18 protein-coding genes and 2 rRNA genes are annotated in these 19,873 nt (G+C 68.8%); 15 read left to right on the top strand and 5 right to left on the bottom strand.

What is annotated here, in order from left to right; translation table 11 throughout:
- The 9 genes from NMN56_RS18160 to NMN56_RS18120 all read left to right on the top strand — a co-directional run.
- Positions 1-1,369: ribosomal RNA gene (locus NMN56_RS18160) — 23S ribosomal RNA — on the top strand; the annotation flags it as partial.
- 109 nt (positions 1,370-1,478) lie between these two features.
- A 5S ribosomal RNA gene (rrf, locus tag NMN56_RS18155) occupies positions 1,479-1,595 on the top strand.
- Positions 1,596-1,719: 124 nt separating this feature from the next.
- A complete protein-coding gene (locus tag NMN56_RS18150) occupies positions 1,720-2,925 on the top strand; it encodes an MFS transporter (protein ID WP_274040518.1) in 1,206 nt (401 codons plus the stop codon).
- Positions 2,894-4,072: an acetoin utilization protein AcuC gene (locus tag NMN56_RS18145; RefSeq protein WP_274040517.1), complete on the top strand. Its 1,179-nt coding sequence runs from the start codon at positions 2,894-2,896 to the stop codon at positions 4,070-4,072. The genes NMN56_RS18150 and NMN56_RS18145 overlap by 32 nt, the downstream gene beginning before the upstream one ends.
- A gap of 90 nt (positions 4,073-4,162) precedes the next feature.
- Entirely contained in the window at positions 4,163-4,987 is an 825-nt protein-coding gene (locus NMN56_RS18140; RefSeq protein WP_274040516.1) for a phosphatase, read from the top strand.
- 128 nt (positions 4,988-5,115) lie between these two features.
- Positions 5,116-5,325: a helix-turn-helix domain-containing protein gene (locus tag NMN56_RS18135; protein WP_274040515.1), complete on the top strand. Its 210-nt coding sequence runs from the start codon at positions 5,116-5,118 to the stop codon at positions 5,323-5,325.
- A 182-nt stretch (positions 5,326-5,507) separates the two neighbouring features.
- Positions 5,508-5,606 (top strand): 30S ribosomal protein bS22, encoded by a 99-nt coding sequence (locus NMN56_RS18130; protein ID WP_003948845.1) that lies wholly within the window; start codon positions 5,508-5,510, stop codon positions 5,604-5,606.
- 183 nt (positions 5,607-5,789) lie between these two features.
- Positions 5,790-6,872, top strand: coding sequence for an NAD-dependent epimerase/dehydratase family protein (locus NMN56_RS18125; protein ID WP_274040514.1), 1,083 nt, complete (start codon positions 5,790-5,792; stop codon positions 6,870-6,872).
- Complete coding sequence (locus NMN56_RS18120) at positions 6,865-8,091, top strand: lysophospholipid acyltransferase family protein (RefSeq protein WP_274040513.1); 1,227 nt, start codon at positions 6,865-6,867, stop codon at positions 8,089-8,091. The genes NMN56_RS18125 and NMN56_RS18120 overlap by 8 nt, the downstream gene beginning before the upstream one ends.
- A 199-nt stretch (positions 8,092-8,290) precedes the next feature.
- Here the strand turns inward: NMN56_RS18120 and NMN56_RS18115 are convergent, their stop codons facing one another.
- From NMN56_RS18115 to NMN56_RS18105, 3 genes are all read right to left on the bottom strand, one after another.
- Complete coding sequence (locus NMN56_RS18115) at positions 8,291-9,589, bottom strand: DUF5667 domain-containing protein (RefSeq protein ID WP_274040512.1); 1,299 nt, start codon at positions 9,587-9,589, stop codon at positions 8,291-8,293.
- Positions 9,590-9,793: 204 nt separating this feature from the next.
- Positions 9,794-10,663, bottom strand: coding sequence for an ECF subfamily RNA polymerase sigma factor, BldN family (locus tag NMN56_RS18110; protein ID WP_274040511.1), 870 nt, complete (start codon positions 10,661-10,663; stop codon positions 9,794-9,796).
- A gap of 366 nt (positions 10,664-11,029) precedes the next feature.
- Complete coding sequence (locus tag NMN56_RS18105) at positions 11,030-11,980, bottom strand: HAD family hydrolase (RefSeq protein WP_274040510.1); 951 nt, start codon at positions 11,978-11,980, stop codon at positions 11,030-11,032.
- Between the two features lie 248 nt (positions 11,981-12,228).
- Here NMN56_RS18105 and NMN56_RS18100 point away from each other — a divergent pair, with 248 nt between their 5' ends.
- From NMN56_RS18100 to hemB, 6 genes are all read left to right on the top strand, one after another.
- Positions 12,229-12,465 carry a glutaredoxin family protein gene (locus NMN56_RS18100; RefSeq protein ID WP_274040509.1) on the top strand — a complete coding sequence of 79 codons (237 nt, stop codon included), beginning with the start codon at positions 12,229-12,231 and terminating at the stop codon, positions 12,463-12,465.
- 313 nt (positions 12,466-12,778) lie between these two features.
- A complete protein-coding gene (locus tag NMN56_RS18095) occupies positions 12,779-13,579 on the top strand; it encodes a redox-sensing transcriptional repressor Rex (RefSeq protein WP_274040508.1) in 801 nt (266 codons plus the stop codon).
- Positions 13,576-14,955, top strand: a complete 1,380-nt coding sequence (locus tag NMN56_RS18090; protein ID WP_274040507.1) for a glutamyl-tRNA reductase — start codon at positions 13,576-13,578, stop codon at positions 14,953-14,955. The genes NMN56_RS18095 and NMN56_RS18090 overlap by 4 nt, the downstream gene beginning before the upstream one ends.
- Entirely contained in the window at positions 14,952-15,956 is a 1,005-nt protein-coding gene (hemC, locus tag NMN56_RS18085) for a hydroxymethylbilane synthase (RefSeq protein WP_274040506.1), read from the top strand. Before NMN56_RS18090 ends, hemC begins: the two co-directional genes overlap by 4 nt.
- Positions 15,957-16,030: 74 nt before the next feature.
- Positions 16,031-17,665: a bifunctional uroporphyrinogen-III C-methyltransferase/uroporphyrinogen-III synthase gene (locus NMN56_RS18080; RefSeq protein ID WP_274040564.1), complete on the top strand. Its 1,635-nt coding sequence runs from the start codon at positions 16,031-16,033 to the stop codon at positions 17,663-17,665.
- Positions 17,662-18,660 carry a porphobilinogen synthase gene (hemB, locus tag NMN56_RS18075; protein ID WP_274040505.1) on the top strand — a complete coding sequence of 333 codons (999 nt, stop codon included), beginning with the start codon at positions 17,662-17,664 and terminating at the stop codon, positions 18,658-18,660. Before NMN56_RS18080 ends, hemB begins: the two co-directional genes overlap by 4 nt.
- Before the next feature lie 104 nt (positions 18,661-18,764).
- Here hemB and NMN56_RS18070 read toward each other — a convergent pair whose 3' ends face one another.
- Both NMN56_RS18070 and NMN56_RS18065 read right to left on the bottom strand, forming a co-directional pair.
- Entirely contained in the window at positions 18,765-18,968 is a 204-nt protein-coding gene (locus NMN56_RS18070) for a DUF397 domain-containing protein (protein ID WP_274040504.1), read from the bottom strand.
- Between the two features lie 14 nt (positions 18,969-18,982).
- Positions 18,983-19,849, bottom strand: a complete 867-nt coding sequence (locus NMN56_RS18065) for a helix-turn-helix domain-containing protein (protein WP_274040503.1) — start codon at positions 19,847-19,849, stop codon at positions 18,983-18,985.
- Positions 19,850-19,873: the final 24 nt, after the last annotated feature.

Genomic DNA, 19,873 nt, shown 5'->3' with positions numbered 1-19,873 from the left:
TGTGGTGAAGTGGATGATCCTGTGCTGTCGAGAAAAGCCTCTAGCGAGTTTTGTGGCGGCCCGTACCCTAAACCGACTCAGGTGGTCTGGTAGAGAATACCGAGGCGTTCGGGTGAACTATGGTTAAGGAACTCGGCAAAATGCCCCCGTAACTTCGGGAGAAGGGGGGCCATTTCTGGTGATAGGACGTGCTCCTTGAGCTGGGGGTGGCCGCAGAGACCAGCGAGAAGCGACTGTTTACTAAAAACACAGGTCCGTGCGAAGCCGTAAGGCGAGGTATACGGACTGACGCCTGCCCGGTGCTGGAACGTTAAGGGGACCGGTTAGTCACATTTCGGTGTGGTGAAGCTGAGAACTTAAGCGCCAGTAAACGGCGGTGGTAACTATAACCATCCTAAGGTAGCGAAATTCCTTGTCGGGTAAGTTCCGACCTGCACGAATGGCGTAACGACTTCTTGACTGTCTCAACCATAGGCCCGGTGAAATTGCACTACGAGTAAAGATGCTCGTTTCGCGCAGCAGGACGGAAAGACCCCGGGACCTTTACTATAGCTTGATATTGGTGTTCGGTTCGGCTTGTGTAGGATAGGTGGGAGACTGTGATCAGGGCACGCCAGTGTTCTGTGAGTCGTTGTTGAAATACCACTCTGGTCGTGCTGGATGTCTAACCTGGGTCCGTGATCCGGATCAGGGACAGTGTCTGGTGGGTAGTTTAACTGGGGCGGTTGCCTCCTAAAGAGTAACGGAGGCGCCCAAAGGTTCCCTCAGCCTGGTTGGTCATCAGGTGGTGAGTGTAAGTGCACAAGGGAGCTTGACTGTGAGACTGACGGGTCGAGCAGGGACGAAAGTCGGGACTAGTGATCCGGCGGTGGCTTGTGGAAGCGCCGTCGCTCAACGGATAAAAGGTACCCCGGGGATAACAGGCTGATCTTCCCCAAGAGTCCATATCGACGGGATGGTTTGGCACCTCGATGTCGGCTCGTCGCATCCTGGGGCTGGAGTCGGTCCCAAGGGTTGGGCTGTTCGCCCATTAAAGCGGTACGCGAGCTGGGTTTAGAACGTCGTGAGACAGTTCGGTCCCTATCCGCTGCGCGCGTAGGAGTCTTGAGAAGGGCTGTCCCTAGTACGAGAGGACCGGGACGGACGGACCTCTGGTGTGCCAGTTGTTCTGCCAAGGGCATGGCTGGTTGGCTACGTTCGGGAAGGATAACCGCTGAAAGCATCTAAGCGGGAAGCCTGCTTCGAGATGAGGACTCCCACCAACTTGATTGGTTAAGGCTCCCTGGAGATGACGGGGTTGATAGGCCGGATCTGGAAGCCCTGTAAGGGGTGGAGGTGACCGGTACTAATAGGCCGAGGGCTTGTCCATGTTTGCTCGCGTCCACTGTGTAGGTTCTGAGGCAACAACCTCTGAGCACCCCCACAAATACAGGATTTGTTTCTGTGTGGGGTTGTGCCGGTTGTGTGTTTCATAGTGTTTCGGTGGTCATAGCGTGAGGGAAACGCCCGGTCTCATTCCGAACCCGGAAGCTAAGCCTTTCAGCGCCGATGGTACTGCATGCGGGAGCGTGTGGGAGAGTAGGACACCGCCGAACTCCTTGTAGAGAAAGCCCCGTTGGGACACCCCAACGGGGCTTTTCCATTTCTTGAACCGGTTTTCCTCATTCTCTGCGGCGTACATCTACCCACCCGTAGCGTGCGCTTCTACGCTCAGCGCTCATGACACGAGGACCGCTGTCGCGGGGTCGGGTGGCGTTGGCCGTCGGCTTCTTTGCCCAGGGTGCGGTGTTCGCGCTGCTGGTGACGCGTATCCCGGCGGTGCAGGACCGCTATGGGATATCCGACGCGCTCCTGCCTGCCTTCCTGGCCGCTGTCCCTGTGGTGGCGGGCGTAGGGAGCGTGGGAGCCGAGCACCTGGTGAAGCGGGTGCGGCCCAGTGCGGTGCTGCGGTGGTCGCAGGCCGGGGCGATGCTCGCGCTGGTGGGTGTGGGCGCCGGCGAGGGGTTCGTTCAACTCGGCTGCGCGCTCGCGGCGTTCGGGTTCGGCGTCGGGATGCTCGACGCGGCCATGAACATGCTCGGAGTCAGCCTGCAGCGCGCGTACGGGCGCAGCATCATGCTCAGCTTTCATGCCGCGTACAGCCTCGGCGGGATCGTCGGGGCGTCGCTCGCCTGGGTCGGGGCGCACTGGGATCTGGCGCTGGTGGTGCTGTACGGGCCTGTGGTGGCGGTGCTGTTGCCGTTGTCGCTCATGGCGAGCCGCTGGTACGTCGACAGTGAGCGCGGCGGGGACAAGGGCACTGAGCAGGGCGGTGCTTCGGAGAGCGGGGCGTTCTCGGGGAAGCTGCTGTTGCCGCTCTGTCTGGTGATGGCCTTCGCCTATATCGGGGACTCGACCGTCTCCAACTGGAGCGCGAAGTACCTCCAGGACGTACTGGGCAGTTCGGAGCAGCTGGCGACCGTTCCGTACAACGTCTACATGGTCACGACGCTGCTGGGGCGGGCCGTGGGGGACGTGGGGGTGCGGCGGTTCGGGGCTGCCGCCGTGGTGCGTGCCGGGACGGTGGGCGCCGCGCTGGGATTCGCCGTGGTGGCGATGGCGCCGGGGGCGTGGGGCGGGATCGCGGGGTTCACGCTGCTGGGATTCGGGCTGTGTGTGATCGTTCCGCAGACCTTCGCCGCGGCGGGGCGGCTCTTCCCGCACGCGTCGGACATGGCCATCGCGCGGCTGAACATCTTCAACTACGTGGGTTTCCTGGTGGGTTCGCCGCTCGTGGGGGCGGTGGGGGACGCGTGGTCGTACCGCGGGGCGATGCTGGTGCCGATGGTGTTGGTGCTGGTGACACTCTTCTACGCCTCCACCTTCTCCGGGCGGGGCCGATACGGTGACGGGCATGAGCGGTCGCGCGCAGTTGATGTGGGATGAGGACGTCACGGGCTATGACTTCGGGCACGGTCACCCGATGGATCCGGTGCGGCTGGCGCTGACGATGCGGCTGGTGGAGTCGCTGCGGGTGGACAGGGCGCCGGAGCTGAGCGTCGTCGCTGCGAAGGCCATCGGTGACTCGACGCTGCGGCTGGTGCACAGGGAGGACTACATCGACGCCGTACGCCGGGCATCCCTGGATCCGTCGGCCGCCGAGCGGCACTACGGGCTGGGAACGCCCGACGATCCAGCGTTCGCGGGGATGCACGAGAGTTCGGCGCTGATCGCGGGGCAGTCCGTCGCCGGCGCCGAGGCGGTGTGGGAGGGCAAGGCGCTGCACGCGGTGAACTTCGCCGGCGGGCTGCACCACGCCATGCCGGGCGCTGCCTCGGGCTTCTGCGTGTACAACGACCCGGCTCTGGCCATCGCGAGGCTGCTGGAGCTGGGGGCCGAGCGCGTGGCGTACGTCGATCTGGACGTGCATCACGGTGACGGCGTCCAGGCGGTGTTCTGGGACGATCCGCGGGTGCTGACGGTCTCTGTGCACGAGCACCCGAGCGCGCTCTTCCCCGGCACGGGGTGGCCGGAGGAGCGGGGCGGCCCCGAGGCGGAGGGCAGCGCGGTGAACGTCGCGGTGCCGCCCGGCACGGGGGACGAGGGCTGGCTGCGGGCGCTGCACGCGGTGGTGCCCGAACTTCTCGCGGCGTTCCGGCCCGAGGTGCTGGTGACCCAGCACGGCGCCGACACCCATGTCGAGGATCCGCTGGCGCATCTCGCGGTGAGTGTGGACGCGCAGCGCGTGGCGGCGGAGTCGGCGCACGCCTGGGCCCACGCGCACGCGGAGGGGCGGTGGTTGGCGCTGGGCGGCGGGGGCTATGCGGTGGTGGAGGTCGTACCGCGTACGTGGACGCACCTGGTGGCCATCGCCGCGGGGGCGCCTGTGGCGCGTGAGACGGAAGTGCCGGAGGCATGGCGGCAAGAGGTGTACGCGCGGACGGGGCACGCGACCGTGCCGCGCAGGATGACGGACGGGCTGGAGCCCGGCTGGCGGTCGTGGGACGCCGGTTACGACCCCGCCGACCGGCTGGACCAGGCGGTGCGGGCCACGCGGCACGCGGTGTTCCCCGCGCACGGGCTGCTGCCGTAGCTGGGGCGGGTCCGCAGCGCGCTGCCGTACGGGAGTTCGGCGGGTGGCAACCGGTCGCCGATGCTGTGCGGGGAGCCCCAACGCGCGAGCATGGGCGCCGTGTTGAGCGTATCCGGGCTGCGGGAGCAGCTTGTCGCCTCCGGGCTCGCGGGGACCGTCGCGACGCCGAGGGAGAAGAGCCTGGCGCGGTACCGGCTCTTCGCCGCGCGGGACCCACGGGTGCTGATCGGATTGGAGCCTGAAGGTGAATGGAAGGTTCCGGAGTTGATCGGGTTGATGGCCGCCGAGTGTGGGGTATCGGCAGATCCGGGGACCGTTTCCGGACAGGACACCATTGATCCTGATCGCACGATCGTCGCCCTCGATTCCTTCGCCGTACGCCTCCGCAGCGCGGCCGACCGGCGGGCCCCGGTGCTCCTCGGGACCGGCCACCCTGACCGACTCCTGGACTTCTACGCCACATTGGCCTCAGCCTTGTCGGCGGCAGGGTGCCAAGTCCTAGCACCGGCGCAGGGGCATCGTGTCGACATAGCGACCCGATTTGGGGTACGTCAGTGCAACCTCTCCTACGTACGGGGAGTCGCGATGGTCTGCGAATCCGGCGCACAGCAGAGGCTCCGCACGCGGGGCGTGCACACGCACTCCCCGCTGCCGCTTAGGGTCGCGCTGGACGCCGCTTTCGCCGCGGGCATGCCGCTCCCAGAACTGGTCATCGGAGACCACGGATGGGTCTGCGGGGCAGGTCAGCTCGGTATCGAGGCCATTGGTCCGGCGGATACGGACGATCCGGCACTCTTCGTCGGGCAGGCCGAGGGGAGGGTGTCCGTGGCAGTTCCGCTTGATGACGCTGTGCGGTCCGATTACTACCGCCCGCTTACTCGCTATGTACTCAATCGAGCGTGTCTGTCACAGTAGGCGGCCGATCGCTACTCCTCTTCCCCACTTGCATCACCCGCCCCTAATCTGGGGAGGAGCGCACATGCGAGCAGGAGTCACCGGAGGGGAAGCCGGTGCCCGACATGTGCGGAAGGTTCAGGTGTGACATGGCTGCTAGCGATCGACCTCTGAATGAGGTCGTATTCCTGACCGTGGCGGAAGTCGCCGCGGTGATGCGAGTCTCGAAGATGACCGTGTACCGCTTGGTGCACAGCGGTCATCTGCCGGCGATCAGGGTAGGCAGGTCCTTCCGGGTGCCGGAGAAGGCTGTCCATGAGTACCTCCAAGAGTCCTATGTGGGGGTGGAGAGCGCTTAGGCCGGCATCGGATGTGACCGGCTCCTGAGATCGGAGCCCCTGGCGACCCTCGTTTTCGAGCATTACTGGGTGGCGGGTAGGCTGGCCGCATGTAGGTCGTGTGGGCTCGGACGCCCCGCACCGAGTGATTCGAAATGAGTTCGCCCCGTGCAAGCGGGGATGATCCGTGAGCGAGGGTAGTCGTGGGCTCTGTCATCAAAAAGCGGCGTAAGCGAATGGCTAAGAAGAAGCATCGCAAGCTGCTGAAGCGCACGCGCGTGCAGCGTCGCAACAAGAAGTGAGCGGGCGCACCGCACGCCACTGACCGCCGTCTTTCTCCCCGCTTTCCTGCGGGGAGGGAGGCGGCGGTTCTTCGTGCGGGCCGCAGCCTGCGGTCGTCGCGGTGCGACAGTCACCCGATACGGTGGCGGGGCAGCCGCGCGTTCGGGCATCTTCGTGCCGTATCAGGCACCTGGGGAGGGATCTTGGGCAAGGTCGTGCTCGTCACCGGTGCTGCCCGGCAGCTCGCGGCGCTGTTCGTACGCCGTATCCAGCGCGACCCCGGGGTCGACCGCGTCATCGGCGTCGACGCACAGCCGCCCCAGCACCGACTGGGCGCGGCGCACTTCGTACAGGCCGACATCCGGCAGCCCGCCATCGGCAAGGTACTCGCCGAGTACGCCGTCGACACGGTCGTGCACATGGACGTCCAGGGCACACCGCTGGACCCGCGCGGTGGCAGCCGGACCTCGGCCAAGGAGACCAACGTCATCGGCGCCATGCAGCTGCTGGGCGCCTGCCAGAAGGCGCCCTCCGTGCGCCGCCTCGTGGTGAAGTCGACCACGAGCGTGTACGGCTCAGCGCCCCGCGACCCCGCCGTCTTCGACGAGACGACACCGGCCAAGGCGCTGCCCAGCGGCGGCTTCGCCAAGGACGCCGTAGAGGTCGAGGGTTATGTGCGCGGCTTCGCGCGGCGGCGCCCCGATGTGGCGGTGACCGTGCTGAGGTTCGCGCACATCCTCGGGCCCGCCGCCGAGTCGCCGCTCGCCGCCTATTTCTCGCTGCCCGTACTGCCGACGGTGCTCGGCTACGACCCGCGGCTGCAGTTCGTGCACGAGGACGATGTGACGGACGTGCTGCGACTGGCGGCAGGCGAACCCAGGAACGGGGCACTGACCGCGGGAACGTTCAACATCGCCGGCGACGGCGTGCTGCTGCTCTCGCAGTGCGCGCGGCGGCTCGGGTGCCCTACGGTGCCGATGCTGCTGCCCGCGATCCGCTGGAGCCGGAGCGTGCTGCGCTCCGTGGGCGCGACCGACTTCTCGCCCGAACAGATCCGGCTGCTGACGCACGGACGAGTCGTCCGCACCGCACACGCACGCGAGGTGCTCGGCTTCACCCCGCGCCATACGACCGAGGAGACGCTCGCCGCCTTCGCACAGGGACGCGGCGAGGGGCTGCTGCAGCCCAGGCGGCTCGCGGAAGCGGTCGACCGGCTCGCGGGACTCCTGGCGCCGAACGGGAACCCGGCTGCCGGGAAGCAGGAGGAGGTACCTCACCATGGCTGACGCGAAGGTCATACCCTTCGACGACGACAGGGACCGCCCCCGCGGAGCGACGGCACGTGGCGCGCGGAGCCGCTCCGCCGCCGGGGGAGCCGGCGGCGCCGGACGGCGCAAGAGCGACAAGCCAGGGCAGCCTTCGCCGCTGGCCCCCGTACCCGGTCGGCGGGCAGCGGACGAGCAGCGCGGGACAGGGCAGCGCCCGGAGGAGCCCGGCGACGGGCCCGGGCCCGGCCGGGGCCCGGAAGCCGAAGCGGACGCGGCGGCAGGAGCCGGTGAGCGGGCCGACCAGGACGCCGGTACGGGCACGGGTGCGGCCGGCGCGGCGGGCGGCACACACGAGCAGGAGAGGCCCGCGAACGGCCTGCTCGACCGCATGCTCGGCAGCGACTGGGACGCGCGCGCCTCACGGGGGCTGGCTTTCCTGCGGCGCAGGATCACCGGCGACTACGAGGTCGACGACTTCGGGTACGACCGCGAACTGACCGACCAGGTCCTGATGTCCCTGATGCGCCCGGTCTACGAGAAGTACTTCCGGGTCGAGGTGAAAGGGCTGGAGAACATCCCCGCCGAGGGGCCCGCGCTCGTCGTCACCAACCACTCGGGGACGCTTCCGCTCGACGGGCTGATGCTCCAGGTCGCCGTCCACGACCACCATCCGGACGGCCGCCATCTGCGGCTGCTGGGCGCCGACTTGGTGTTCATGCTGCCGCTGGTGAACGAGCTGGCACGCAAGGCGGGGCACACGCTCGCCTGCGCCGAGGACGCGCAGGCGCTGCTGGAGCGGGGCGAGGTCGTCGGGGTGATGCCCGAGGGCTTCAAGGGGCTCGGAAAGCCGTTCGCCGACCGCTACAAGCTCCAGCGGTTCGGGCGGGGCGGCTTCGTCTCCACGGCGCTGCGCGCCGGCGCACCGATCGTGCCGTGCTCGATCGTCGGGGCCGAGGAGATCTACCCGATGATCGGCAACTCCCGTACGCTCGCCCGGCTTCTGGGATTCCCGTACTTCCCGATCACCCCGACGTTCCCCCTGCTGGGGGCGCTGGGCGCAGTACCGCTGCCGACGAAGTGGACGATTCAGTTCGGTGAGCCCATCCCCACGGACGGCTACCCGCCGGAGGCGGCCGAGGACCCCATGCTGATGTTCAACCTCACGGACCAGGTCCGCGAAACCATTCAGCACACGCTCTACAAACTGCTGGTGCGGCGAAGGTCGGTCTTCTTCTGAGCGGGCCGGGGAGGCTGTCTCAGCGGCGCCGAGGACTGGACGGAGTACGGGCCCAGCGGGCCGAAGCCCCGTAGACGGTCCGGCGCCTACGGGCCGCGGGGGCGGCGGAAGAAGAGGGGCACAACAGCCGGTGCGGCGGCGGTCGGTCGTCTTCCGCGGGGAAGTGACCGAACGCCGCCGCACCGGGCGGTACTTCGCGCTACTTCTTGTCGCCGTCGTCCAGCCCGAGACCGGGCAGCACGTCCGGGACGATCGGGGGCAGGGTCACCTCGGGCTTGCCGCCCGAGGAGGAGGGGCCACCGGAGCTGCCGTCCTTCTCCGAGTCGGGGCCGGACGGCTGCCGCTCGTCATGTGGCTCCTGCGACGGGTCGAAGAGATCGCCGCCGAGCAGGCCCTCGTTCTTCTCCTGGGGCTCGGACGGCTCGGGCTTCTCGCTCGCACCGTCGCGCTGCCCTTCCATACCGTCGGACGAGGGAGCGCTGGGCTCGGCCGAGGGCTCCTCCTCGCCCGTACGGTCGCTCGTCTCCGGCGACCTGTGGGGCGCCGCTTCCCCCTCCTGTTCGCGCGGGAAGAGCGAACGGAGCGGTCCGACGTCACTGTCTATGGCGTCGAAGACCGAACTGACCTCGTCTCCCACGTCCGTGAGTTGGTTCGGCAGCCGGTCACGGAGCTGCGCCCAGCCCGCGCGGTGGCTCTTGGAGAACGAGGACAGCGACTGCATCCTGCCGATGTCGCCGTCCTGGCGGTACGCCTCGCTCAGCAGCCTGTGCCCCTCGGAGGCGTCGTGCCGCATCCCGGCGAGCGCCCGGCGGACCTCGGCCAGTGACTCGTGGTCCAGCAGGCCGGCGCGGTCCCGTTCCATCAGGCGGCGGGCCTCCTGCATACGGGTCGAGGCGTGGTCCAGGAACAGCGATCCCCTGTCCGCGTCATCGCCCGCCATGTCGAGCTTGAGGTCCTCCATTCCCCGCTTGAGGCCGTAGAGCGAGTCCCCCGGAAGTGCGTCGGTGCTTGCCGCCGCGACACCGCCGAACGCACTGGCGGCGACTCCGACACTCAGCCCGCCGGCCGCCAGTCCCTTGCCGAGGCGGGACTTGGGGCGCAGCTTGCTCAGGGGACCAAGACCGGTTGCGCGGTGCGAGCCGCCCCCGCCGCCGAGGCGTGACCTCGCGCGGGCGTCGCGCTGCTCGGGGAAGTGCGCGCCCTCCGCTCCGGACTCGCCCTCAGCGAACGCCGCCTCCATGGCCGCGATCAGCTGGGCGCGCTGAACGGTCTTGACCTCCGGGTCCAACTCCGGCCTGGGCAGGGCCTCAAGTTCGTCCGCCAGGGACAGCAGCGACCGCTCGGTGCGCTCGGTGGACTGCCCTGGTGGTGCCCCGCCGCTGCCCCCCGCAGTGTCCGGTGGAGCTTTGTCGGCCGCCGTACCCTCGTCGAGCTCCCGCTCATCCAGGGCCTGGGCGAAGGCGATTGCCCGTCGGCTCGTCGACACGGATCCGATCACCGGCGGCACCTCCTCTCGTCAGCACGATCGACTCCCCACCACATATGGAAGGTTGTGTGGTCGCTCGTGTCCACTCAGGAAGGTGAGTGAAACCCGGGCATGCCACGGCTGCGGGGAGTCTGCAACCCCCACAACGAGCGGCAAGCCAGTCGGGTTACGGAGTCACGATGATGTGACCGCAGGGGTGCGGGAGCACTTCTGGGGTCAGCGCGCGTCGTCGGGGAGAAGCCTGGCCAGGGTGCGGACGGCGCGGTACTGGAGGGTCTTGATCGCGCCCTCGTTCTTGCCCATGACGCGGGCCGTCTCCGCGACGGAGAGCCCCTGGAGAAATCGGAGCGTGACGCACTCCTGCTGTTGGGGGTTGAGCTTACGTACGGCCTCCAGCAGGGCGGCGTTGGAGAGGGATTCGAGAACCGACTCCTCCGGACTGCGCTCGACCTCGTTCGCGTCGAGCATCTCGCCGGTGGTCACTTCGAGGCGGAAGCGGCTCGACTTGAAGTGGTCGGCGACGAGGTTTCGGGCGATGGTCACGAGCCAGGCCCCGAAGTCGCGGCCCTGCCAGGTGAACGTACCGATGCGGCGGAGAGCGCGGAGAAAGGTCTCGCTGGTGAGGTCCTCGGCGGTGGCCCGGCCACCGACGCGGTAGTAGATGTAGCGGTAGACGGTGTCGCTGTACTGGTCGTACAGGCGGCCGAAGGCATCGGCCTCGCCTTCCTGGGCCCGTTCGACGAGGTCCATCATGCGGCGGCTGTCGGTGTCCGAGGCGGCGGGGCGGCGGGCCGTCGTGCCGGAGCCGCGTGAGCGCCTGCCGGCCGGGGGCCGGGAAGCGGTGGTTGCCGGGGGCGGCGAGCCGGCGGAGGTGGCGGTCGTGGCGCCGGCGGCGCCTTCGGCAAGGGCATAGCAGGGGCCGGCGGGGACAGGTGCGGCTACTGCGGACAGGACAGGGACAGGTGCGGCTGTTGCGGCGAGGGCAGGGACGGCGTACGCGGTGGGGACGAATGCGCGCAGTTGGTCGATGACTGTCGTGCGCAGCGTAGCCAGGCCCGAGGTGTCAACCCCGACGTGTGGGTACACGGGACTCCCAGAGGCAGAGCTTCCATCACGTGCAGTGCGGGACCGGTCGCCCTGTGCAGGGCGGGTGGGTTCCGGATTGCGTCTGAGGAGAATAACGCTTCGTACAGGCAGCACTACACCTAGTTGCCGAAATCGTCGTTTCGGTTTGCTCTGTTACGTAATGGGGCCGCACTCGGTAGCGGAGTGTGGGCAAAGGCTGATCGATTCTGCGACTGTTTTTGTCACGCGCAGAACGAGTTGTGGCCGACCGGGGCGCGGGGGACTGGCCGGGTAAGGCGCCGGGTAAGACTGCTGAATTGGTCGCCACAGGGCTGTGTGCCGGGCGCGGCGCACCCGGCACACAGTGGCACTGACCTAGTGAGGGGCCTAGCGGCGGCGGCGTTGCAGGGCGACGGCGGCGGCTGCCCCGCCGGCCAGCGCTCCTACTCCCGCGGCTGCCGGAATACCTACTTTCGCGGCCTTGCGGCCGGTGCGGTAATCGCGAAGGCGCCAGCCCATTTCGCGAGCGTGTGCGCGAAGCCTGCTGTCAGGATTGATCGCATACGGATAGCCGACGAGCGACAGCATCGGAATGTCGTTCGCCGAGTCGCTGTACGCCGCGCAGCGGTCCAGCTCCAGCCGCTCGGCCGCCGCGAGGGCGCGTACGGCCTCCGCCTTGGCGGGGCCGTGCAGGGGTTCGCCGACGAGCCTGCCGGTGTAGACGCCGCCGACCGACTCGGCGACGGTGCCGAGTGCGCCGGTGAGGCCGAGCCGGCGGGCGATGATCGTCGCCGTCTCGACGGGTGCGGCCGTCACCAGCCACACCTTCTGGCCGGCGTCCAGGTGTGCCTGTGCGAGGGCCCGGGTGCCGGGCCAGATGCGGCCCGCCATGTACTCGTCGTAGATCTCCTCGCCGATCGCCATCAGCTCGTGGACGCGGTGTCCCTTGACGATGGAGAGTGCGCTGTCGCGCGCGTCCTGCATGTGGTCGGCGTTCTCGGAGCCCGCGAGCCTGAAGTACGCCTGCTGCCAGGCGAATCGGGTGAGTTCGCGCTTGCGGAAGAACTTGCGCTTGTAGAGGCCGCGGCCGAAGTGGAAGAGGGCGGCGCCCTGCATCACCGTGTTGTCGAGGTCGAAGAAGGCCGCGGCGTGCGCGTCCCCGACGACGGGGAACTCGGGCTCCTCGCCGCCCTCGGCCTCCTCCTCCGCGCGTGCGGCCAGCTCCGCCTGATCGGCCTGTTCCTGCTTGCGCGCCGCCTCCGCAGCGGCCTCGCCTGCGAGCACGCTGCGCGCGGTGGCGGAGCGCTTGCGGGAGGTGAGCCATGCGGGAAGGGCCATGTCGCGAGCATAGCCAGTTTGTTCGGTGGGGCCGTTACGCGGTGGTGTCGGGTGGGTGAGCGTGGTGAACGGCTGCGGGTTCGGGGGTCGTCCCCCGGGGGTCAGGGGCGTGAGGTGGGGCCGTTACGCGGTGGTGTCGGGTGGGTGAGCGTGGTGAACGGCTGGGGGTTCGGGGGTCGTCCCCCGGGGAGCGGGCCCGGTCTTCCGGTGTGGGGTTCGGGGAGTGGGTGGGGCTGGAGAATGGGGGGATGAGGACTGTGACGTTGATCGGGAAACCGGGGTGCCATCTGTGCGAGGTGGCACGGGACGTGGTGATCCGGGTGTGCGACGAAGTGGGCGCGCGCTGGGAGGAGAAGGACATCAACCAGGACCAGGAGCTTTACAGGAAGTACTGGGAGCAGATCCCTGTTGTGTTGGTCGATGGTGAACAACACGATTTCTGGCGGGTGGATCCCGAACGGTTGCGGGCCGCGCTCAAGGCGTGACGGAGCGCGCCCTGAGGCGTGGTCGGGCGGGGGTCGAACCCCGCCCGGACCCGTTCCGTCGAGCGCGATCGTGGTCAGGATTCGAGCTGGTTTCGATTACGATCGAGGTCGTTTTGCCGTTCGGGGGCGTATACGTGAGGAGTGTGACCGCGTGTCCCCGTTGGTACGTGTGGCGCCGGTCACGTTGCCTGGACAAAGCGGACAGCATCTTTGTGCACGCGTTCACAAAGGCATAGCCTGGGCGCGACGGAGCGGTCCGGGGGAGTGCCTCACGTACGACCGCTCACCGCTTCGCGCAAACGGCAGGAGCACCGTGGCAACTGGCCGAAATCACCGACCGGCGACGAGTCGCAGCCGGGGAATCCCCGAGGCAACCGTCGCCCGTCTCCCGCTGTATCTGCGGGCACTCACGGCGCTTTCCGAGCGCTCCGTGCCCACGGTTTCATCGGAGGAGCTGGCGGCAGCCGCCGGGGTCAACTCGGCCAAGCTGCGCAAGGATTTCTCGTACCTCGGCTCCTACGGGACGCGGGGTGTCGGCTATGACGTCGAGTACCTCGTCTACCAGATCTCCCGGGAGCTCGGCCTGACGCAGGACTGGCCGGTTGTGATCGTTGGTATCGGCAACCTCGGCGCCGCACTTGCGAATTACGGCGGTTTCGCTTCGCGTGGTTTTCGCGTCGCGGCGCTGATCGATGCGGACCCGGGGCTCGCGGGGCGGCCGGTCGCCGGCATCTCCGTGCAGCACACCGACGAGCTAGAGAAGATCATCTCGGACAACGGGGTCTCCATCGGCGTGATCGCCACTCCGGCCGGCGCCGCGCAGCAGGTGTGCGACCGGCTGGTCGCCGCCGGGATCACGTCCATCCTGAACTTCGCTCCGACGGTGCTGACCGTTCCCGACGGTGTCGATGTGCGCAAGGTCGACCTGTCGATAGAGCTCCAGATCCTCGCCTTCCACGAGCAGCGCAAGGCCGGGGAGGAGCCGCACGGAGAGCACGACGAGGACACCGCTCCTCCCGCGGCCCCGCCGGCCGCAGCCGTCGCCAAGCGGCCCCGGTCCAAGCGCCCCGAGTCCGGACCTGACGGGGACGTCCCCGCCGTGATGCCGGCATGAGTCTGCTCGTCGTCGGTCTGAGCCACCGCAGCGCGCCGGTGAGCGTGCTGGAACGTGCCGCGCTGGAGCCGGGGGAGCGGGGCAAGCTCCTGCAGGACGCGGTGAGCGCCCAGCCGGCCGGTGAGGCCGCCGTGCTCTCCACCTGCAACAGGATCGAGCTGTACGCGGACGTCGACAAGTTCCACGCGGGCGTCGCCGAGCTGTCGACGCTGCTCGCGCAGCACAGCGGTGTGGGGCTTGAGGAGCTGACCCCGTATCTGTACGTGCACTACGAGGACCGCGCCGTTCACCACTTCTTCTCCGTGGCGTGCGGGCTGGACTCGATGGTCGTGGGCGAGGGGCAGATCCTCGGCCAGATCAAGGACGCGCTCGCCGTCGCGCAGGAGCAGCACACCGCGGGGCGGCTGCTGAACGATCTCTTCCAGCAGGCGCTCCGGGTGGGCAAGCGGGCGCACTCGGAGACGGGGATCGACAAGGCCGGTCAGTCGCTGGTCACGTTCGGTCTGGAACAGCTTGCCGCAGGGGCGCCCGTGGACGAATGGGTGCGCGGGAAGCGGGCGTTGGTGATCGGCGCCGGTTCGATGTCCTCGCTGGCGGCTGCGACGCTCGCGCGCGCCGGTGTGGCCGAACTGGTGATCGTTAACAGGACGTTGCCCCGCGCCGAGCGGCTTGCCGCCGCGCTGGCCGGAGAAGGCCCGGCCGGGGAGAGCGGGGACGGGCTCGTCGCCCGCGCCCTGCCCATCGAGTCGGTCAACTCCGAGCTGGCGCAGGCCGATGTGGTCGTTTCCTGTACGGGGGCGACTGGGCTCGTGCTCTCCACCGAGGTCGTCGAGGACGCCTCGCGCCGTCGGGGCGCGGATGCCCCGGTGGGCGCAGGTGCGGGCATACCGCCGCTGGCGCTGCTGGACCTCGCCATGCCCCGCGACGTCGACGCCGGTGTGCACCGGGTGGACGGGGTACGGCTGGTGGACATCGAGTCGCTGGCCGAGGCTGAGGCCGATGCGCCGATGGCGGGCGATGTGGAAGCCGTGCGCGGCATCGTGGGCGAGGAGGTCGCCGCTTTCGGCGCAGCCCAGCGGGCCGCGACGATCACGCCCACCGTGGTGGCGCTCCGCACGATGGCCGCCGATGTCGTCGCCAGTGAGATGGCGCGGCTCGAAGGGCGGCTGCACGAGATGGATGACAGACAGCGCGCGGAGATCACGCAGACCGTGCGCCGAGTTGTGGACAAGCTGCTGCACGCGCCGACCGTGCGCGTCAAGCAGCTCGCGGGCGAACCGGGTGGCGCCGGATACGCGGACGCGCTGCGTGAACTTTTCGACCTCGACCCGCAGGCGGTCGCCGCTGTCAGCAATCCGGAACAGGAGCGGCAATGAACCCCCACGCCCCAGACCAGGCCCCGGCGCTCAGGCTGGGCACTCGGCGCAGCAAGCTCGCCATGGCGCAGTCCGGGCTGGTCGCCGAGGAGGTGCGCAGGCTCACGGGACGCCCCGTCGAGCTGGTCGAGATCACCACGTACGGCGACACCAGCAAGGAGCAGCTCGCGCAGATCGGCGGCACCGGTGTGTTCGTCAACGCGCTGCGTGACGCGCTCGGCGCCGGCGAGATCGACTTCGCCGTGCACTCGCTGAAGGACCTGCCGACCACACAGCCCGCCGAGTTCACGCTGGCGGCCGTGCCGCCGCGTGCGGACCCGCGGGATGTGCTGGTGGGCCGCGACGGGCTCGGCTTCGAGGCGCTGGTCGCCGCGGCTGCGCCGGGTGTCGCGCGCATCGGTACGGGGTCGCCCCGCCGTATGGCTCAACTGCACGGCTGGGCACGCTCGTTGGGCCTGGAGATCGAGACTGTACCGATCCGGGGGAATATCGACACGCGAATCGGGTACGTGCGCTCCGGTGAGCTTGACGCGGTCGTGCTCGCCGCCGCCGGACTCCAGCGTGTCGGGCGCCTCGACGAGGAGGCCACCGAGCTGATCACCCCGGACGCGATTCTGCCCGCCCCTGGCCAGGGGGCACTGGCTGTCGAGTGCGCGGCGTCCAACGCGCACCTGGCCGCACAGCTCGCGGAGCTGGACGACCCGCACACGCGGGCCGCCGTCACCGCCGAGCGAACCCTGCTCGCCGCCTTGGAGGCCGGCTGTAGCGCACCTGTGGGGGCGCTGGCCGACCTGCTTGTCGAGGGGCAGGTTGTCACCGAAATGCGCCTGCGTGGCGTCGTCGGCAGCACCGACGGCAAGACGCTTGTGCAGTTGTCCACCACCGGTCCCGCCCCGGCTTCCGACGGAGATGTCACGACCCCCGAACGCATGGGGCGCGAACTCGCCGACGAGATGCTCGCCAAGGGCGCAGCCGGTCTGATGGGGGAGCGAGCACTTTGAGCCCCACCGCCGCCGACAGGTCGCACGCCGACAAGTCGAGCACCGTACAGAACACGGCAGTAGCGAGACAGCACCTGCACGGTGCACACGGACACGTCACCTTCCTGGGTGCCGGGCCCGGGGACCCGGGTCTGCTGACATTGCGCGCCGTGGAGGCGCTGGCGCAGGCCGAAGTGCTTGTGGCCGACCCGCGAGTGCATCATGTCGTCCGGCCCCACGCGCGCGTGGGGGTGGACACACCGCTCAGGCCGGAGGCTGACGGGCTATCAACTGCCCCTGCCCCGGCGGGCGATGCTGCTGTCGACCCGGGCGAGTCTGCCATAGCCTCCGCGCGCTCCGGCAAGCGGGTCGTCCGTGCGGTCGCGGGCGATCCGGGACTCGACTCGGACGCGGCCCGCGAGATGCTCGCGCTGGCTTCCGAGGGCATCCCCTTCGAGGTGGTGCCGGGCGTGGCCTCCGTCGTGGGGGTCCCCGCCTACGCGGGAGTACCGCTGCGGGACGCGCAGGGAACCGACGTGCGGTTCGTCGACGCGCGTACGGCCGACGACCGCTGCTGGACCGAGGTCGGCGCCAGCGACGCCACCGTCGTCGTCTCCACCACGCTGGAGACGGTCGGCGCCACGGCAGGAGAACTGGTGGCGGCCGGGCGTAAGCCCGATACGCCGCTGACGGTCACGCTCGCCGGTACGACCACCCGGCAGCGCACCTTCACCGCCACACTCGGCAGCATCGCGCAGACCCTCAAGCAGGCCAAGGTGCTGCCCTCGGCCGACGGCGCGCAGCCCGTCATAGCCGTGGTCGGTGAGCGCAGCGCCGCCGCGCAGCGCGATCAGCTGGCCTGGTTCGAGTCCAAGCCGCTGTTCGGCTGGCAGGTCCTGGTGCCGCGCACCAAGGAACAGGCTGCTTCCCTCTCCGACCAGTTGCGGTCCTACGGCGCCGTGCCCGCGGAGGTGCCGACCATCGCCGTCGAGCCGCCCCGCACCCCGCAGCAGATGGAACGCGCGGTCAAGGGCCTGGTGACGGGCCGCTACGAGTGGATCGCCTTCACCTCCGTCAACGCCGTCAAGGCGGTGCGGGAGAAGTTCGAGGAGTACGGGCTCGACGCGCGCGCCTTCGCCGGGATCAAGGTCGCAGCTGTGGGCGAGCAGACGGCGCGTGCCCTGGTTGCCTTCGGCGTCAAGCCGGACCTGGTGCCCAGCGGCGAACAGTCGGCTGCGGGACTGCTGGAGGACTGGCCTCCGTACGACCCGGTGTTCGACCCGATCGACCGTGTCTTCCTGCCGCGCGCCGACATCGCCACCGAGACGCTGGTGGCCGGGCTGATCGAGCTGGGCTGGGAGGTCGACGACGTCACCGCGTACCGCACGGTGCGCGCCTCGCCGCCGCCGGCCGAGACCCGTGAGGCCATCAAGGGTGGCGGGTTCGACGCGGTGCTGTTCACCTCGTCCTCCACCGTGCGCAACCTGGTCGGTATCGCGGGCAAGCCGCACAACGTCACGGTCATCGCGTGCATCGGCCCGGCCACCGCCAAGACGGCGGAGGAACACGGCCTGCGGGTCGACGTCATGTCGCCCGAGCCGTCCGTGCACAAGCTGGCCGAGGCGCTCGCCGACTACGGCGCCCAGCGCAGGTCCGACGCGGTCGGAGCGGGCGAAACTGTGAAGCGGCCGAGCGAGAAGCGTCCGGCCAGGAGGAGGACACGTTCGTGAGCAGCACTTACGGCGCCTACCCGGCGGCACGTCCGCGCAGGCTGCGGACCACGGCCGCGATGCGCCGCATGGTCGCGGAACACCGGGTGCACCCGTCCGACCTGATCCTGCCGGTTTTCGTACGGGAGGGCGCGGCGGAGCCGGTGCCGGTCTCCTCGATGCCGGGCGTCGTCCAGCACTCGCGCGAGTCGCTGAAGAAGGCGGCTGCGGAGGCGGTGGCCCTGGGTCTCGGCGGGATCATGATCTTCGGCGTGCCCGAGGACGCGAAGAAGGACGCCGTGGGCACGGCCGGTACCGACCCGGAGGGCATCCTCCAGGTCGCGCTGCGCGATGTGCGCTCCGAGGTCGGTGACGACCTGGTCGTCATGTCCGACCTGTGCCTGGACGAGTACACCGACCACGGGCACTGCGGTGTGCTGGACGGTGAGGGGCGCGTCGACAACGACGCGACGCTGGAGCGGTACGCGGAGATGGCCCGTGTCCAGGCCGGGGCCGGGGCTCATGTGGTGGGCCCCAGCGGCATGATGGACGGGCAGATCGCGCACATCCGCTCGGCGCTGGACGGCGCGGGATTCACCGATGTCGCCGTCTTCGCCTACACGGCGAAGTACTCCTCCGCCTTCTTCGGGCCGTTCCGCGAGGCCATCGGCTCCTCGCTGACCGGCGACCGCAAGACGTACCAGCAGGACCCGGCCAACGGGCGCGAGGCCCTGCGCGAGCTGGCGCTCGACCTCGCCGAGGGCGCTGACATGGTGATGGTCAAGCCGGGGATGCCCTACCTCGACGTGCTGAAGGAGGTCTCGGAGCGGGCGGATGTGCCGGTGGGCGCGTACCAGATCTCCGGGGAGTACGCGATGATCGAGGCCGCTGCGGAGAAGGGGCTCATCGACCGCGATGCCGCGATCATCGAGACCCTGACCGGGTTCAAGCGGGCCGGTGCGCGGATGATCCTCACGTACTGGGCCTCCGAGGCGGCCTCACGGCTGCTGCGGTAACGGCCTGCCGCGGCCTGCCGCTTTGCGCGGGCCCTCGGGGGTGACTCTTGAAGGCGTACGGTTCCCGCTGGAATCCGTACGCCTTCACGCGCGTGCGGGTTCGCCTACGCCGGCTGGGCGGTCACCGCGCTGAGGAAGGCGTTCCACGCCGGGGCCGGGATGTGGAGGGTTCCCCGGGTCGGGTCCTTGGTGTCGTGGACGGCGACGGTTTCCCCGTGAGGGAGCTTGCGGCATGCGACGCAGTTGCCGTCTGTGTCCGAGCTGTAGGGAGACTTGTGCCAGGTGTTCTCGGGAAGACTGTGCAGCATGATCCGGGTGCCTCTTAGCGGGATTCGAGGTCTCTCGCGATATGGGAGATGAGTTCGAGAGACTGCCGGGACGATAGAGCGCACGAGCGAAGCTGGTCAAAGGCCATCCGGTAGCGGGATACGGGGCGTTCTTCTTCCAGGTAGAGCTTCCCGTCCAAGTACTCTACTCCGACCACATCAAGGTCCATCGGGTCCGGGTACGAGTAGATGCTGAACGGCCCGTCCATGCCGACGTGTACGCCCTGCGCATAGGGCAGAACTTGGATCGTGAGCTGCGGTGGCTTGCTCATCTTCCGCAAGTGGCACAGCTGTTGGGCCTGGGCCTCCGCGCCGCCCACCTCCTGGCGCAGTGCCCCTTCGGTGAGGACGCACAGATAGTGCGGTGGGTCCGGTTTCGTGAAGATCTCCTGCCGTGCCATACGGATCGAGAGGTAGGAGTCCAGCTCCTCTTCACTGAATCCCGGAGTGAGTTCGCGGAGCACGGCGGTGGCGTACGCGGGAGTCTGGAGAAGTCCGGGAATCAGCATCGGCTGGAATGCCTGGATTGTGGCCGCGTCGCTCTCCAGGCTCAGTACTTCTTGGAAGTCGCTCCTCAGCAGTTCGCTGTACTGGCGCCACCAGCCGCGCTTGCGTGCCTCAGTCGCGAGCGCGACAAGACCGGAGCGGAGATGCTCATCCCGGAGGGCGTACAGCTCCAGTAGCGCATCCAGTTCCAGGCGTGTGATGCGCTGTCGGCCGGTCTCCAGCCGACTGATCTTGCTGTTGTCGCCGTGGATGCGCTGCGCCGCCTGCTCGACGGAGACCGCTGCGGCTTCGCGCAGTGCCTTGAGTTCCGAACCGAGCTTGCGGCGGCGTGCGGTGCGAGGGGCATGAACTCCCATGGGGCGGCTCCCAGTTGTGCGGGG

This window comes from Streptomyces iconiensis, from assembly GCF_028657195.3.
GTDB lineage: Bacteria > Actinomycetota > Actinomycetes > Streptomycetales > Streptomycetaceae > Streptomyces > Streptomyces iconiensis.
Note: the sequence above shows the minus strand (reverse complement) of the source record. Positions and strands in the feature narration are given on the sequence as shown.